Origin of the sequence: Streptomyces sp. BE303, assembly GCF_036290945.1 — a bacterium.
In the GTDB taxonomy this organism is placed as follows: Bacteria; Actinomycetota; Actinomycetes; order Streptomycetales; family Streptomycetaceae; genus Kitasatospora.
In genome coordinates this window covers 21,242-36,689 of record NZ_JAQYWZ010000593.1, presented here as the reverse complement: position 1 = coordinate 36,689, position 15,448 = coordinate 21,242, and the positions used below count along the sequence as shown (strand labels likewise).

13 protein-coding genes are annotated in these 15,448 nt (G+C 72.2%); 7 read left to right on the top strand and 6 right to left on the bottom strand.

Annotated elements, in window-relative coordinates; all coding sequences use genetic code 11:
- The first annotated feature begins 77 nt into the window (after positions 1-77).
- Positions 78-1,364, top strand: coding sequence for a L,D-transpeptidase (locus PUR56_RS13125; protein WP_329949031.1), 1,287 nt, complete (start codon positions 78-80; stop codon positions 1,362-1,364).
- A gap of 479 nt (positions 1,365-1,843) precedes the next feature.
- Here the strand turns inward: PUR56_RS13125 and PUR56_RS13120 are convergent, their stop codons facing one another.
- Complete coding sequence (locus tag PUR56_RS13120; RefSeq protein WP_329949030.1) at positions 1,844-3,082, bottom strand: FAD-dependent monooxygenase; 1,239 nt, start codon at positions 3,080-3,082, stop codon at positions 1,844-1,846.
- Positions 3,083-3,205: 123 nt separating this feature from the next.
- On the opposite strand from PUR56_RS13120, the gene PUR56_RS13115 reads away from it, so the two are divergent.
- The gene (locus tag PUR56_RS13115) at positions 3,206-3,910 is read left to right on the top strand and encodes a TetR/AcrR family transcriptional regulator C-terminal domain-containing protein (RefSeq protein ID WP_329949029.1); all 705 of its coding nucleotides are present in this window, start codon (positions 3,206-3,208) and stop codon (positions 3,908-3,910) included.
- 156 nt (positions 3,911-4,066) lie between these two features.
- On the opposite strand, the gene PUR56_RS13110 is transcribed toward PUR56_RS13115, so the two are convergent.
- The gene (locus PUR56_RS13110) at positions 4,067-5,497 is read right to left on the bottom strand and encodes an amidase (RefSeq protein ID WP_329949028.1); all 1,431 of its coding nucleotides are present in this window, start codon (positions 5,495-5,497) and stop codon (positions 4,067-4,069) included.
- Positions 5,498-5,605: 108 nt separating this feature from the next.
- Between PUR56_RS13110 and PUR56_RS13105 the strand changes: the two genes are divergently transcribed.
- The 4 genes from PUR56_RS13105 to PUR56_RS13090 all read left to right on the top strand — a co-directional run bounded on the left by PUR56_RS13105 (position 5,606) and on the right by PUR56_RS13090 (position 9,912).
- Positions 5,606-6,208, top strand: a complete 603-nt coding sequence (locus tag PUR56_RS13105; RefSeq protein ID WP_329949027.1) for a TetR/AcrR family transcriptional regulator — start codon at positions 5,606-5,608, stop codon at positions 6,206-6,208.
- Between the two features lie 235 nt (positions 6,209-6,443).
- A complete protein-coding gene (locus PUR56_RS13100) occupies positions 6,444-6,830 on the top strand; it encodes a hypothetical protein (RefSeq protein ID WP_329949026.1) in 387 nt (128 codons plus the stop codon).
- 396 nt (positions 6,831-7,226) lie between these two features.
- Entirely contained in the window at positions 7,227-7,982 is a 756-nt protein-coding gene (locus PUR56_RS13095; RefSeq protein WP_329949025.1) for a DUF4230 domain-containing protein, read from the top strand.
- 514 nt (positions 7,983-8,496) lie between these two features.
- Positions 8,497-9,912, top strand: a complete 1,416-nt coding sequence (locus tag PUR56_RS13090; RefSeq protein WP_329949024.1) for a DUF7507 domain-containing protein — start codon at positions 8,497-8,499, stop codon at positions 9,910-9,912.
- Between the two features lie 94 nt (positions 9,913-10,006).
- Here PUR56_RS13090 and PUR56_RS13085 read toward each other — a convergent pair whose 3' ends face one another.
- Positions 10,007-11,521, bottom strand: a complete 1,515-nt coding sequence (locus PUR56_RS13085; RefSeq protein ID WP_329949023.1) for a peptidoglycan DD-metalloendopeptidase family protein — start codon at positions 11,519-11,521, stop codon at positions 10,007-10,009.
- A 478-nt stretch (positions 11,522-11,999) separates the two neighbouring features.
- Between PUR56_RS13085 and PUR56_RS13080 the strand changes: the two genes are divergently transcribed.
- Positions 12,000-12,506, top strand: coding sequence for a DUF6624 domain-containing protein (locus tag PUR56_RS13080; protein WP_329949022.1), 507 nt, complete (start codon positions 12,000-12,002; stop codon positions 12,504-12,506).
- A gap of 51 nt (positions 12,507-12,557) precedes the next feature.
- Here PUR56_RS13080 and PUR56_RS13075 read toward each other — a convergent pair whose 3' ends face one another.
- From PUR56_RS13075 to PUR56_RS13065, 3 genes are all read right to left on the bottom strand, one after another.
- A complete protein-coding gene (locus PUR56_RS13075; RefSeq protein ID WP_329949021.1) occupies positions 12,558-13,265 on the bottom strand; it encodes a hypothetical protein in 708 nt (235 codons plus the stop codon).
- A complete protein-coding gene (locus PUR56_RS13070) occupies positions 13,262-13,882 on the bottom strand; it encodes a SigE family RNA polymerase sigma factor (RefSeq protein ID WP_329879752.1) in 621 nt (206 codons plus the stop codon). The genes PUR56_RS13075 and PUR56_RS13070 overlap by 4 nt, the downstream gene beginning before the upstream one ends.
- Before the next feature lie 229 nt (positions 13,883-14,111).
- On the bottom strand, positions 14,112-15,440 hold the full coding sequence (locus tag PUR56_RS13065) for an MFS transporter (protein WP_329949020.1): 1,329 nt from the start codon (positions 15,438-15,440) through the stop codon (positions 14,112-14,114).
- Positions 15,441-15,448 lie beyond the last annotated feature (8 nt).

The following is a 15,448-nucleotide window of genomic DNA, read 5'->3' as shown; positions in this document are numbered from 1 at the left end:
CCCAGATCGGGCGCCGGCCGTTGCTCCTGGGACGAACCGGCCGACAGGCTTTCGGTGATCACCGAGAAGGAGCGACAGTGAGCACTGTTCAGGCGACCCGGACCGCGATACGCACGGGCGACCGTTTCAACCGCAGCGCGGTGGCGCTGACGATGGGCGGCATTCTGCTGATGACCGCGGCCTGCGGCGACGGCGAGGGCGACGGGGCCTCCCGGGCGACGGGCGCCGCTGCCGCCGGCGGGCCGGCGGCCACGACGACCGCCACGACTGCTGCCGCGCCTACCGCCGCGCCTACCGCCGCGACCGGGCCGAGGACGTCGGCCGCGGTGCTGAACGTCGAACCGAAGGACGGCGCCCGGGGCGTCGCGCCGAACGCGCTCCAGGTGTCCGTCTCCCACGGCAGGCTCACCACCGTCGACGTGACCGACAAGAACGGCAGGCCCGTCCCCGGCACGATCACCCCGGACGGCACCGGCTGGAAGCCCGCCGCCGCGCTCGCACCCGGCACGGCGTACACGGTGAACGCCCAGGCGGCGGACGCCGACGGTCTCGCGGCCGCCTCCACCACCGCGTTCACCACGCGCACGCCCGACAAGCAGGTCTCCACCAACGACAACATCGCCGACGGCCAGACCTACGGCGTGGGCATGATCGTCAAGGTGGAGTTCAGCACGAAGATCGTGAACAAGGACGCCGTCGCCAAGGGAATCACCTTCGAGACCGACAACGGCACCGAGGTGAAGGGCCACTGGTTCGGCGACAACCGGCTGGACTTCCGCCCGGCCGAGTACTGGAAGCCGGGCACCAAGGTCACCATCCACTACCGGCTGAAGAACGTCGAGGTCTCACCGGGCGTCTACGGCGACGTGGACAAGGACGAACCGTTCACCGTCGGCCGCTCGCAGGTGTCCACCGCGGACGCCGCCACGCACCGGCTCACGATCGTCCGGGACGGCAAGACCACCACCGTGCCCGCCACGCTCGGCGACGAGAAGCACCCCTCGTGGGGCGGCACCATGGTGATCATGTCCAAGGAGAAGGTCACCCACATGAACTCCCGGACCGTCGGACTCGGCGACGAGTACGACATCCCCGCCGCCCCGCACGCGATGCGGCTGACCGAGAGCGGCACCTACCTCCACGGCAACTACTGGTACAAGGGCGACCCGTTCGGCAAGGAGAACACCAGCCACGGCTGCGTCTCGCTCAAGGACGTGGAGGGCGGCAGCGACACCTCCGTCGCGGGAACGTTCTTCAACAGCTCGCTGATCGGCGACGTGGTCACGATCGTGAACTCGAAGGAGAAGACCGTCTCCCCCGACAACGGACTCGGCGGCTGGAACCTTCCCTGGGCGAACTGGTAGACCCGTCCACTCGACCGCACCGCCCACCCGCGCGCCGTCGTGGCCCGCGGCTCGGTCGAGGTCCACGACGCGCTTCACGTCCGGCGCCGCGGTGCCGCGCACCGCGGCGTACCCCGCGTGCCCGCCCACGGGCGCCGGACCGGCGTCGCGGTCGCCCATGAACCGGGCCGGGCCCCGCACTCGTCCATCGCCTCGTCCAGGCGCGCCCGCGACGGGGCCGGCCCGGTCACTTCTTCCCGTGCTTCGGGTCACCCGGCGGCAGGGGGACGGGCACCTGTCCGTCCGCGTTCCCGGGAGGCGGGGCCCCTTGACCCGGACTCGGCAGCTCCGGCTCCTTCTTGTGCTTCCCCATCAAGCCCCCTTCGCGCGCAGGACGACAACCCGGTCATCCTGACCCGCCCCCACACACAGGCGACAGAGGGTCAAGCAGCACGCAAGGGGCGCCGGACCGGCGCGCACGCCGGGCGAGAGCATGGTCATCACCGGTGACGTGCTGCGCGCAGGCCGACGCCTCCACCCAGGACGCCGGACGCCACGGCGTTCGACAGCTCGGTCGTGTAGTCAGGCAGATCGACGCTGCTGACCTGCTTGCCCATCTCCAGCATCCTGTCGAGGATCCAGCGCCGGTTCAGCAGCCCGTTGCGCACCCGCAGCCCGGTCGCGGTGCCGGGCGCCAGGAACGGGCCGGTCCGGTCGCCGCCCTTCTGACAGCCCTGGGCGTAGTCGCGCACGGTGTGCTCGTAGCGGGCGAAGGCGGTGCGGTGGTCGCCGCAGGCCCGGGCCAGCTCGCCGGCCAGGACGTACGCCGCCACCACAGCGGTGCCGGTACCCATCCCGCCGATGGTGGCCCCGCACGCGGCGTCGCCCAACAGGGCGATCCGACCGCTGGACCAGGCGGGGACGTCGGCCCGGCTGATCGAGTCGAAGTACAGCTCGGGGGCCTGCCTCAGGCTCTCCAGGAGCCCGGGCACCTCCCAGCCGAGGCCCGCGAAGGCGTCCTGGATCAGCGCCTTCTGCTGCGCCACGTCGTGGCGGTCGTAACGGAGTTCGGTCGAGGCGAAGACGAAGAAGGCGCCCGCCCGAGTCGGGTCGCGGTGGTCGGCGCCGACGGCGGCCAGCCGGCCGGGGACGTTGAGGCCGACTGAACCAGGAGGCAGACCGAGGTAGTTGGGAAGCTGCCAGGTGGCCGCGTAGTAGCCGAGGTGGCGGACGTAGTCCTCCTCCGGGCCGAAGGCGAGCCGACGGACGTTGGAGTGCAGTCCGTCGGCGCCGATCACCAGGTCGAACTCGCGCGGCGCGCCGTTCCGGAAGGCCACCCGGACGCCGGTGGGCGTCTCCTCCATGGCGGTGATCGAGTCGCCGAAGAGGTACTCGGTGTGCGGGAGGCTGCGCCGGTGCAACGCCTGGGCGAGCTCCCCGCGCGGGACCTCGACGTCCCCGCCCGCGAAGTCGGCCGGCAGGCGGAGGAGTTGACGGCCGCGCCGGTCGACGAAGGTCATCGGGCTGCCGCCGGTGTCGAGGGCGCGCAGCTCGTCGAGCACACCCATCCGCTCCAGCACCGTCAGGTGGGTCCGGCCTCGGAAGTCGACCGCCTGGCCGCCACCGCGCAGGGCGGGGGCCAGCTCGACGACGGTGGTCTCGAAGCCGTACCGCCCCAGCCAGTAGGCCAGTGCGGGGCCGGCGATGCTCGCGCCCGAGATCAGGACCTTGGTGCTCACGTGAACCACTCCATCCGAGCTGCCCGATTAACTGTGTCCCATGGACACTGTTTCTTGCTGTGTACGGTAGACGCAGTTGGGCCGCCCCGCAAGGGCAGCCGGAAGCACGAGACGGAGCGGGAATTGAGCGAGGAAGCGAACGAGGCGGTGCGGCTGCTCTGGGGACCGCCCGCCAGGCCGTCCCGGGGACCGAAGCCCGCGCTGAGCCTGGGGCGGATCGCCGCGGCGGGCGTCGCGATCGCGGACGCCGAGGGCCTCGGCGCCGTCTCGATGCAGAAGGTCGCCGGCCTGCTCGACTTCACCAAGATGTCGCTCTACCGCTACGTTCCCGGCAAGGCGGAGCTGGTCGCGCTCATGGTGGAGGCCGCGGTCGGCGAACCGCCGCCGGCCGTGGACGGACTCGGATGGCGCGAGCAACTGACCTCCTGTGCGGACCAGTTGGCGCAAATGCTCACCGATCACCCCTGGCTGCTCGACGCCACCGTCGGACCGCGGGTGGTGGGCCCCAAGGAACTCGGCTGGCTGGAGCGGGTGGTCGCAGCCCTGGACGGCCACGGACTGACCGGCCCCGAACGGATGGACTCCGCAGTGCTGCTGGCCGGGCACGTCCGGGGCATCGCCGAACAGGCCCGTGCGGCCCGGCCGGACGGCTCGCCCGAGGCGAAACTCCTGGCCGTCCTCGGCCCCCTGGTCCACCAGCACGCCGACCGCTTCCCCGCGCTCGCCGCGGCAATGGCCACCCAGGACGGCCGGGACCAGGCGCTGAACTTCGGCCTGGAGCGGATCCTCGACGGCCTGGAGGCCCTCATCACGCGCCGAGCCGGGTAACCCCCGGGGAGGATCAGCCTCGGCTCACCTCAGTGGGCCGCCCCTCGTCCGTGCAGCACCGGACGGCGCGGGCGGCCGCAGGTGGATTCGCGAGCCGGCGCCGTGGCGGTCGTGTCCCCGGGGATCGAGCACCCGGGTCCGGCGTGGACCAGGGGCTCAACCAGCCCCACCGGCCCAGACCGGGTCGACCGGGGTGAGGACTCCGAGCCGGTCCTCGATCGCCTCGGCCGCGGCCAGGCACAGGTCCTCGCGAAACGCGCGCCCGACGATCTGCACGCCGGACGGCAGCCCGTCGGCCGTCCCGGTCGGCACGGCCACCCCGGGCACGCCCACGAAGCTGGTCACGGTGCACAGCCGCATTCCCGACCCGACGCGGTCCCGCCCGGCCCGGTCGCGTGACTCAAGCCCCGGTTCGACGGGCGGTTCGGTGAACGACGGGCCGAGCAGGAGCGGGTACTCGTCGAGGAATTCGGCCCAGGAGCGACGGATGTTCATCCAGACGCCCATGAGCTTCATGAACTCCTCCGCGCTCGCGGGCGGCGTCTGTTCCATCATCATCCCGACGTAGCGGTCACCGCCCGAGCCGAGCAGCTTGCGCACCACCGGCCAGGTCGGGGCGAACTCGGTCACGGTGATCCGGCCGTAGGCGTCGAGCGCCTCGTCCAACCGTGGCACGTCCGGCACTTCGCGCACGTCGTACCCGGCGTCCCGCAGCGCGTCGGCCGCGGCGGCGACGGACGCGCGCACCGTGGGGTGGACGCCGTGCCCGCCGGGGTCCGCCACGACCGCGACCTTCACCGGCCCGGGGAGGGGCGTGCCGTACGCGGGCACCGGCACGGCGCGCGGGTCCCGTGGATCGGTGCCGGCCAACACCTCGTACGCCAGCCGGAGATCGCCCACGCTTCGGGCGAACGGGCCGTCGGTGACGAGCAGTTGGGATGCAGGGCCGGGGTCGTCCGGGCCGAGGATCCGGTGGTCGGCGGGAAACCGGCCGGTGGTCGGCTTCAGTCCGGCCACACCGCAGAACTGGGCCGGGACCCGCACCGATCCCCCGGAGTCGTTGCCGAGGCCGAGCGCCGCCATGCCCGTGGCGACGGCCACCGCGTCACCCCCGCTCGATCCGCCGGGAGTCCGGCCACGATCCCAGGGATTGAACGTGTCTCCGAACAGCTCGCTGCGCGTGTGCATTCCGGCCAGGATCAAGGTGGGCATGTTGCTGTGCCCGATGGGGATCGCCCCGGCCGCGCGCAGCCGGGCGACCGGGGGCGCGTCCGCCGGCGCCACCAGATCGCGGAAGCGCGGAGTGCCGAACGTGGTCGGCACCCCCTCGACGGCCGTGGACTCCTTCACCGTGAACGGAACCCCCGCGAGCGGCCCCAGCTCCTCGCCGGCGGTCCGGCGCCGGTCCGTCCGCTCGGCGGCCTCCCGGGCGCGATCCGCCAGAAGCCGGGTGACCGCGTTCACCTCCGGGTTGACCTCGGCGATCCGCTCCAGATGGCTCTCCACCAGCTCGACGGCGGAGACCTCGCCACCGCGCACGGCCTCCGCCTGCGCCGCAGCCGACAGCTTCCACAGGGCGTCACCCATGATTCTCGTCCTCCCCGTCCCACGTTCCGATGCGCTTGCATCGGAACTGTAGCCTGGGAACCGATACGACCGCATCGCATTACGCGTCGCCGCACGGAGGCCACGAGCATGCCCAGACAGGTTGATCACGAGGAGCGACGTCACCGCATCGCCGAGGCGGTCTGCCTCCTCGCCGACGAGCACGGACTGGAAGGCGTGACCCTGCGCGACGTCGCCGCCCGCGCGCAGGTGTCGATGGGCGCCGTGCAGCGCTGCTTCCGCAGCAAGGAAGAGATGCTCGTGTTCACTCTCGCGAACATCGGTGAGCGGATCACCGAACGCGCCCGGGCCCGTCTCGTCCGGAGCCCGGCCCAGTCGGCCGCCACCGCCCTGGGTCACGCGGTCACCGAAGTCGCGCTGCTCCGGGAAGAGCATCACTCCGAGGCACGGGTCTGGCTCGCCTTCGTCGCGCAGGCCGCGGTCAGTGAGCCGCTCGCGAACACGCTGAAGGCGAGCTACGCAGCCCTGCAGGAGGCGTTCACCCGGCTCATCCGGGAAGTCGGCGAGAGCGCCGGACACAGTGCGCCCGTCGACCCGCAGCACGAGGCCCGCACCCTCCTCGCCCTCGCCGACGGCCTCACCGTCCACGTCCTCATCGGCCGCCTCACCTCGCAGGAGGCCCAGGACGTCCTGCACGCGCACCTGGACAACCTCTGGGAGCGGCACTCCTGACGGGTCACACCACCCTCGACAGTCCAGGCCGCCGACCAGCCGCGAAGGCGTCGTCAAGGCGGTGCTGAGCGGTTCCGGCACCGTCGGCGAAAGGCCGATCACAGGTACACGTTCGAGCCTCTTTGCGCCAATCCCCGAAACGCCATGGACCGTCAATATCCCCTCTTGTCAGGATGATTGACGCCTGGTCGCGTCCGGCCGGGTACAGACCGAGGTTTCGCTCGAAGGGAAACAGATGCACATCGATCGCCAACGGCCCACCACCAGGCTCGTCACAGCAGTCGGGTTGGCGGTCCTGACGGCCGCCGGTATGGCGGCCCCCGCCGCCGCCGCGGATTCCGAACCGGCCGGCGCGCCACGGACCCAGATTTCGCGCATGCTGGGCGGCGTGGTCACGACATGGATCAACGGGAACGTCAGGTACGGACCGTCCACGGACTACGCCATCAACTACCCCGTGTCCGCAGGCTTCACTTCGTACGGACTCTGCTGGAAGACCGGCGGTTGGGTCAACGCCAACGGGGTCGCTCACGACAAGTGGGTCAAGCTCTCCGACAACGAGTGGATCTGGGGCGGCCTGCTCAACGGTGACGAGACCGGAGGCGTCAGCAACTACTGCTGACCACGGCAGCTCGGCCGCACACCCGGCGCCGGGCCTGAACGGCGCACCGCCGCGGTCCGTCCGACGCCCCAGTGGGCGGGTCGGACCGCGGCGGAAGTGTGCCGGCCCGGCCCGGCGTCACCAACTCGACCGGCGCCCCGGGTCCTGGGCACGGCTCCCCCGCCACCCGCTCCGTCCCCTCGTGCAAGCCCCCGGTCGCGCCGCGGCCCGTCCGCCCGCTGCGGGCCGCCCGCATGTGAACCCACCCCCGCTCCCCGGCAGATCAACTCAACCCGCACCGAGTGCAGTTCGCCGGGATTTCGGCGCCCGCACCGGCGTGTCCCCGTCGCCTCGGGGTACCCGCATGGCGCCGCGGCAGAGCGCTGCGGCGAGGGCGCACAGAGCGGAGAGAGCGAGATGGCACTCCTCAGACGTAGCCGGTCGGCCGGGTCCGACAGCGCCGGCGCACCGGAGCAGAACCCCGACGACACGCCTCGGCGCTCCCCGGGCGACAAGGCCCCGCCCCGCCGCGAGCGCCGCCGCACCCCCTGGTACGTCGGCCTGCCGGTGACCCTGGCCGCGATCGTCGCGTTCTTCCTCGCCGGGGCACACCTGGGCCTGTTCCCCTCGATCCCCAACCCCCTGGAGCGGCGCACGGTGGACCGCAGCCAGCCGGTGCTGCTGCGCTCCATCCAGGACATGAAGCACTTCACCGGCGCGCAGGGCAACTTCCAGCTCGTCGTCGACCTCGACCGCGAGGCCGCCTTCCTGCCTTCGGCCCTGCTCGGCCACCGCACCCTGTACGTGGCGGCCGGCACGGTGGACGCCTACGTCGACCTCGCCGCCCTCGAAAAGGGCGCCGTGACCGTGTCCGGCGACCGTCTGAGCGCCACCGTCGTGGTGCCGCACGCCCAGCTCGCCGCGCCCGCCCTGGACGTGGGCCGCTCCTACGTCTACCTCCAGCAGCGCGGTCTCTTCGACCGGATCGGCGACTTCTTCAGCTCAAACCCCGGCAACCAGCGGCAGGTCGAAATGCTGGCCACCCAGAAGATCGAGCAGGCGGCCAAGGACACCGAACTCGCCCAGCGCGCCGAGCAGAGCACCCGCAGCATGCTGGAGGGACTGCTGCGCTCGGCGGGGTTCACCACCGTGACCGTCACCACGGCCCCCTGACCCACTGCCGCCCCACCACGGCGGGCCGGACGCGCCGGCCGTCCGCCGTCGAGGCGGCCGGCCGGACCGGCGCCGGCGGCAACCCCGAGCCGGGGTTCCCGGAGGCCGTCGCCCTGGCCCGCCCAGGCCGGGGGCACGCGGAAGCGTGCCCCCGGCCTGCGGCGCCGCCTTGGCGCGGGCCGCGCAGAGCCGGGGCGTGATCCTCGCGGATCGCGCCCTTTCGCACTTCGGGAGCCTCGCTCCACGCTCTCGTGCGTACAGGAACCATTGCGCACGCTGGGATCGGGCGCCTCCTGCGACCGCCGCCTCCCGAGGCCCCGACAGACCGCGCGCGCCATAAGTCGCCGGCTCCCCCCTCCAGTCCCCGTGACCGACCTCGTCGAGGGACGGCTTCGCTCCCTGTCGCCTCGACCGGAGCCACCGCTCCCGCATGCCGGCCGCCCGCTCGTCCGCTCCTCGGGGCCTCCGGGCCGGCCGAACCTCCAGCACGCGACCTCGAACGAAGGGGAAGACCATGACCACCCCCGTCCCGTCCCGCATCACCCTGGTGAACGGCAGCTTCGAGCAGCCCCCCATCGGCAGCGGCAACGCGATCCTGCCCGACGCCTCCCAGGCCTCCAGCCCGAACCACGTCCCGGGGTGGCTGACCACCGCCACCGACCACCTCATCGAGATCTGGCACGACGGCTTCAACGGAGTCCCCTCCGCCGACGGCGCCCAGTTCGCCGAACTCAACGCCAACCAGGTCTCCACCCTCTACCAGGACCTGCCCACCACCCCGGGCGCCACGCTGTACTGGCGGCTCTACCACCGCGGGCGGCTGGGCCAGGACACCATGGCCCTGGACATCGGCAGGCCCGGCGCGGCCGTCCAGCAGCGACAGTTCACCGACGGCAACACCGCCTGGGGCTTCTACACGAGCACCTACACCGTCCCGGCCGGGCAGACCACCACCCGCTTCGCCTTCCGCTCCGTCTCCTCCGCCGGCGGCAACCAGTCGGTCGGCAACTTCCTCGACGGCATCTTCTTCGGCACCGCCCCGGCCGTCACCCTCACCAAGTACGCCGTCCCCGACGGGCCCCTCGAAGTGGGTGACATCATCACCTACCGCGTGGTCGTCAGGAACGAGGGCGGTGGCAACGCCGACGCCCTCGTCCTGACCGACGCCGTGCCGAGCGGCACCACCTACCTGCCCGGATCCCTGCGGATCGTCAACGGTCCCAACACCGGCGCGAAGACCGACCGGCAGGGCGACGACCAGGCCCACTTCGACCCGGCCGGCGACCGGGTGGTGTTCAACCTCGGCAACAGCGCCACCGCCGACCGGGGCGGCAGCCTGCCCAACACCGACGCCCTCCCGAACGGCACGACGGTGGAGTACCGGGTCACCGTCGACGAGGCCAGCGCCGGCGGGCACGTCACCAACACCGCCACCGCCGCCTACGAGAACCGCCTCGGCCCCACCCCCCAGGCCCTCACCACCACCTCCAACCAGACCGACACCCAGGTCCTGCCGGCCGCCGACCTGAGCGTCGTCAAGTCCGCCGACGCCACCACCGTCACCGTCGGCCAGACCGTCACCTACCGCGTCACCGTCCGCAACGCCGGACCCGACACCGCCACCCACGTGACCGTCGCCGACAGCCTCCCGGCCGGCCTGGTCTTCGTCTCCGCCACCGCCGACACCGGCACCTACAGCCCCGACACCGGCCTGTGGAGCGTCGGGACACTGCCCGTCGACGCCTCCGCCACCCTCGTCCTCCGGGCGAAGGCCACCGCCACGGGCCCGGTCACCAACACGGCCAGGGCGCACGCGACCGAGACCGACCTCCACCCCGCCGACAACACCGACTCCGTCGCCGTCTGCGTCGAGGCCGCCCCCACCTGCTCGCCCTGCCCGAAGCCCGGCTCCGAGAAGGCGGGCGGCTGAGAGCCGCCCGGCGACCGCGCGGGCGACGTGGCCGTCCAAGCCCGGACGGTCACGTCGCCCGTGGACCAGATCGCCGGTGCCCTGCGGTGTCAGGTCAACTCAGGTCGTACTCGTCGACGTTCGACGCCACGTCGTACCACGGGCCGTAGAGCCCGTCGTTCAGGTACAACTCGTGGCTGCCGTTGCGGTGGCCGATGCGCGTCCCCGCCACCTGGACATCGATCGCGTCGTTGGCGATCTGCACCCAGGCCGACGTCGGAGTCGACTTCCCGAAGAGGGCCGCACCCCGGCGCTGGACGATGAGGTCGGGGGTGAGCCCGAACTCGTCGACGTTGTCGGCGACCGCGTACCACGTGCCACCGATCCCGTCCTTGACGTACAGGCGGTGCGCGGCATCGCGGTTGCCGATGCGGTTGCCCGCGACCTGGAGGTCGATCGCGTTTTCGGCGAGGTGGCTCCACGCGTCGGCGAACCCGGCCTTGGCATAGACGTTCGCACCTTGGCGCTGGACGACCAGGCCCGGCGCGAGCCTGAACTCGTCAACGTTCGACGCCACGTGGTACCACGACCCGTAGAGCCCGTCGTTCAGGTAGAGCTCGTGCGCCGTGTCGCGGTGCCCGATGCGGGTCCCCGCGACCTGGACGTCGATCGCGTCATTGGCGATCTGCACCCAGGGGCCCCAGAGGTCCGCCTTGGCGGACACCTTCGTCCCCTGGCGGATGACCACCAGGTTCGCGGAGACCGCGTACTCGTCGACGTTGTCGGCCAGGGTGAACCAGCTTCCGCCGATCCCCTCCTTGGCGTAGATCGTGTGCGCCGGGTCGCGGGTGACGATCCTCGTCTCCGCGACCTGGACGTCGACGGTGTTCCCGGCGAGGTGGCTCCACGCCTCGGCGAACCCGGCCTTGGCATAGACGTTCGCACCTTGGCGCTGAACGATGAACTGGGGTGGCTGCCCCGGGTTCTGCGGTGGTGTCGAATCACAGGCCGCGCCCGTGATCGGCGTCCCGCTCCACGTTCCATTGCCGGCGCTCGGCCCGCCGGCCGTCAGATCGGGTGCACCGCAGATGCGGGCGTTGTGAGCGGCGTCGAACGGGATGCCCGAACCGTTGTAGCAGTTGGGAGCTCCCCACAGCTGAAAGTGGATGTGCGCGACGCCCCCGTTGTCGGGCGGGACGCCGGGGGGCGCGGCCGCGGACACGCTGCCGACGGACTGGCCCGCGCTCACCGTGGTGCCCGGAGTGAGCGAACTGTTGATGTGGGTCAGGGTGAAGCTACGCCCACCCGCCGCGTTGACGCACAGGTTGCCGTAGGCGGCCTGGAAATAGGAGACCGTGCCGTCCATCGGCGCCCGGACGGTGCGGCCGGTCGCCGAGTTGTCGCACCCGGCGCCCGTGAGGTCGAGCCCGAAAGTCGAGGTCCCCGTATGGGAGGCGTAGCCGTAGCCACGGCAGATGTTCCAGGTCTCCCCGACGTCGAAGGGCGGCAGGATGTTGCCGGCCGCCGCCCGGGCCGGATGCACCCCGACTCCCAGGACGCCACCGAGCACGAGGCTCAGCGCCACGAGGAAGGATCGCAGGTTGGTCAGTGCTCTTCGCCTGTGGTGCAAAGAACCCACCTTCTCCGAAGTGTTGACGCGTCGACCTACGGATTCCCACCGGCGCAGTGGCCGGGGTGCAAGGTGTCGGTCGCCGGTCGTCTCCTCCCCAGGAACCGGGAGGAAGCAACCAGGACGGCGGCACCGCGCGCCGATCAGGCGGACACCGGACCGCTGATCCGGAGCGCGCGGGCCGCCGTGTGCGGGACTCGGGGCACCCGGCCACCACAACGACAAGCCGCACATACCGGGGGAAAGGAGTCGGAAGGCCGTGAGGGCCGGCCACTGCGACGTGAGACAACTGGCGCCCACGTCACCCGGGGCCGGCCACCCCGGCTTCGATCCGGCTCCGGCTCCGCGAGTAGATCAAGTATCCCGATACCCGGACGTGCTTGTCACCCTGCGCCAGAACGATCTTTTGTGGTGATTTGCGCGCTTAGGGTTGCCAACGACGGGCATGACTCACCCCCTCGGGATTCTTGGAGCAGGAATGACACCCGAAGTCGCCGCGGTCGCGGCGCAGCTCGCGGACATGGCTGCGGCGGACCACCGGGCCACCGTCCAGGCGAACAGCGACGACTACGCGGAACAACTGGCGTGGCGTCGCCTGACCGCCCGGCACGCAGACCGTCTCCACGAACTCATGGACGCGTACGGCTGGCCCACCGCGGACCTGGTCGGCGAGGATGCGGCGCGGGCAGCGTGGCTGATCGCCCAGCACGCCGACCGGCAGCTCGACGTCCAGCGCCAGGCGCTCCGGCTGATGGAACAGGCGGTGGCAGCGGGCTCGGCGAGCCCACGGGAGCTGGCCTTCCTGCGCGATCGCACCCTCGTGAACGAAGGACGCAAGCAGATCTACGGCACGCAGATCGCCGGGATCCAGGACGGCTCGCCGATCCCGTGGCCCTGCGAGGACCCCGAGCGCATGGACGACCGGCGGGCCGAGGCAGGCATCCCACCGTTCGGCGAGTACGTCGCCCAGTTCTCGGTGTCCTGACTCGCCCCGGCCCCGCCCGGCGGATCACGCCTCGGCCCGATCCGGTCCGAGTCAGGAGGACAGCGTCTTGCTCGCCAGCACCCTCCCCTGGGCGTCGTAGGCGGCGAGTCGGATGCCGTCGAGCGGGTGCGCCGCCTTCGGGGCGTCGGGGCTCTTGCTACTGGGGCCCCAGACATAGCCGGTGGCGTAGCCCGGGTCGCCGGGGAGGGACGCGACGGTGGCCCAGTACGCTCGGCCCTCCACCTCCATGGTCATCCGGGCCACCTGCCCGGGCCCGTGGTAGACGAGGTTGTACAGGCCCTCGCGGTACTGCGGCGGGTTCCCGTAGTACTGCATGGTGATCTCGGTGGCGCCCGCCGCCCAGGAGTACCCGCTGCAGCCCGGGCCGCTGCCGTAGGCGGGAGCGTCGTGGACGCAGATCTCCTGGTCCTTCAGCTGCATCCACCAGTCCTGGCGGCCCAGCGGCAGCTGCGTGCCGGGCTCCACCACCACGGCCTCGGGAGCCGGCCCCTCCGGCACCTGCGGAGCCTGCGAGGCCGGCGCGACGGCCCGGGAGTCGTGCCGCTCGGACAGTACCGCCCCCGTGCCGGCCACCACCGCGAGCGCGGCCGCCACCGCCGACGCGCCCATCGCCACCCGGCGCCCGCGCCGCTGTCGGCGCACGTGAGCCCGCACGGGCCCGGCCGACCAGTCCGCCACCGCGACGCGGGCCGCCTCGTCCCGCAGAGCGCCGCGCACCATGTCCTCGGTGTCCCTCACTTGTTGCCCCCGTCCGTGCCGTCGATCGTTGAACCGGTACCCACCGCGTACGAGACCAGCGCCGGGTGGCCGCGCAGTTTCGCCAGGCCCCGACTGGCCTGGCTCTTCACGTTGCCCGGCGAGCAGTCGAGCACCTCGGCGACCTGGCCCTCGCTCATGTCCTCCCAGTAGCGCAGGACGACCACGGCCCGCTGGCGCGGCGGCAGCTCCGCCAGCGCCTGGAGCAGCACCGAGCGCTCCTCGACGCCGCCGTGCCCACCGCCCGCGGTGGACGCCCGGTCGGGAAGGACGGGCACGAGCAGCTGCCTGACGCGACGCCGCCGGTGACGGCTCAGGTTGTTGTTCACCAGCGCCCGGTGGATGTAGGCGTCCGGCTCCTCCAGACGGCTGATCCGGGACCAGTTCCTGAAGACCTTCGCGAAGGTCGCCTGCACCACGTCCTCGGCCTCGTGGTAGTCGCCCGTGAGCAGGTAGGCCGTGCGCACCAGCCGTCGCCAGCGCGTGGCGGCGAACCCCTCGAAGTCGAGCTCACGCGGGCCGGGGCCGCCCGCAGTAGCCGGTGCCGTCACGGGCCTCGGCCCGTCCTCCACCGGGATGTGCAATACGCTCGCGGTCATCCAAATCCTCTTCGCCTCCGCGCGACGACCCGATCGGACCGTCGCTCTGCCCTATTCACCGCCGCGCCGCCGCAAGGGTTGCACGGCACTGTCCGCGACTACGGGCTGCGGCTCACCTTCCGGGCGCTGTCGCCGTGACCCAGCGGCCCCCTGCCGGTCGGTCACGGCGACGGGGAGAACGGCACGCCCACACGGCCCCGCCCCGGCCGAACAGGCGCACGGGGGGTCCTCAGCTGCGGACGGGGACACGGCCGAGGGTGCGGACCGGGCGGGTGAGCAGGAGGGCGACGGCGGTGAGGAAGGCGACGACGACGCCCACCAGGAGGACCCGGTCGGTACCGAAGGCGTCCACGGCCGGGCCCGCCAGGGCGCTGCCGATCGGGTACATGCCGACGGATCCGGCGACCTCGTACGCGTGGACGCGGTTGAGGACCTCCCCCGGGACCTGGGTCTGCACGCTCGTGGCCCACATGACGCCCCAGACGCCGATGCCGACACCGACCGCGACCTGGGCGGCGGCGAGCGCCCAGACCGGCCAGCCGAGCACGATGCCGAGCGGATAGAGCGGGTAGGTCGTGATCGCCACGGCTCCGGCGGCGAGTGGGCGTCGCGGCTTGTAACGGATCGCCAGCAGGCCGCCCGCCACGGTGCCCGCGCCGAGGGCGGCGTTGAGCAGGCCGAAGGCGGACGCGCCGTACTCGGGCACGACGACACCGGCGGCCACCGTCAGTTGCGGCCCCCAGGAGAGCACCGCGAAGACCATCCAGATCACGATCACGCCCCAGAGCCAGGTACGGGCGCGGAACTCCCGCCAGCCGACCGCCAGGTTGTGCCACAGACCACCGCCGGACGGCGGGGCGGGCACGGCGCCGAGCCGCAGGGCCGCCAGGCACACCGCGCTCGTGCCGTAGGCGACGGCGGAGAGCGCCATCACCCAGCCGGTGGCCCCGAAACCCACCAGGACACCGGCCAGCGCCGGGCCGCCGAGCCCGGTGAGCGCCTCGGAGGTGCGCAGGATCCCGTTCGCGCCCTGCACGTCACGGGCCACCAGGGGGACGGTCGAGGCGGAACCCGGCTGGAACATCGCGTTGGCGGTGCCGGCCGCCACCAGGAGGGTGTACAGCTGCCAGAGGTGGTCGATGCCGTGGAGGAACAGCAGGGCGAGCAGCACGTGGGCGACGAGGTTGGCCAGGTCGGCGGCGATCATCAGCCGGCGGGCGGTGAACCGGTCGGCGAGCACCCCGCCGAACAGCACCAGGCCGGCGAACGGGCCCACCAGGAAGGCCATCGCGTACCCCGCGGTGTCCAGGCCGTACCCTCCGCTGAGCAGACCGGCCGAGATCGCGACCGGCAGCATGGCCCAGCTGAGCAGACCGGCGCTGCGGGCGGTGAAGTAGTAGCGGAAGTTGCGGGACCAGATCGCCGGTTCCCCGGACGGCCGGGCCACGGACCCGGGCCTTCCGTCCTCCGGTGCGCCGGCGGACGGTGCGCCGGAGAGGTGGTCCTGGATCTGTACGGATGTCGCCGCCGCTGGGTGGTCGGTGGTGCGGTCTGCCATGGCTGTTC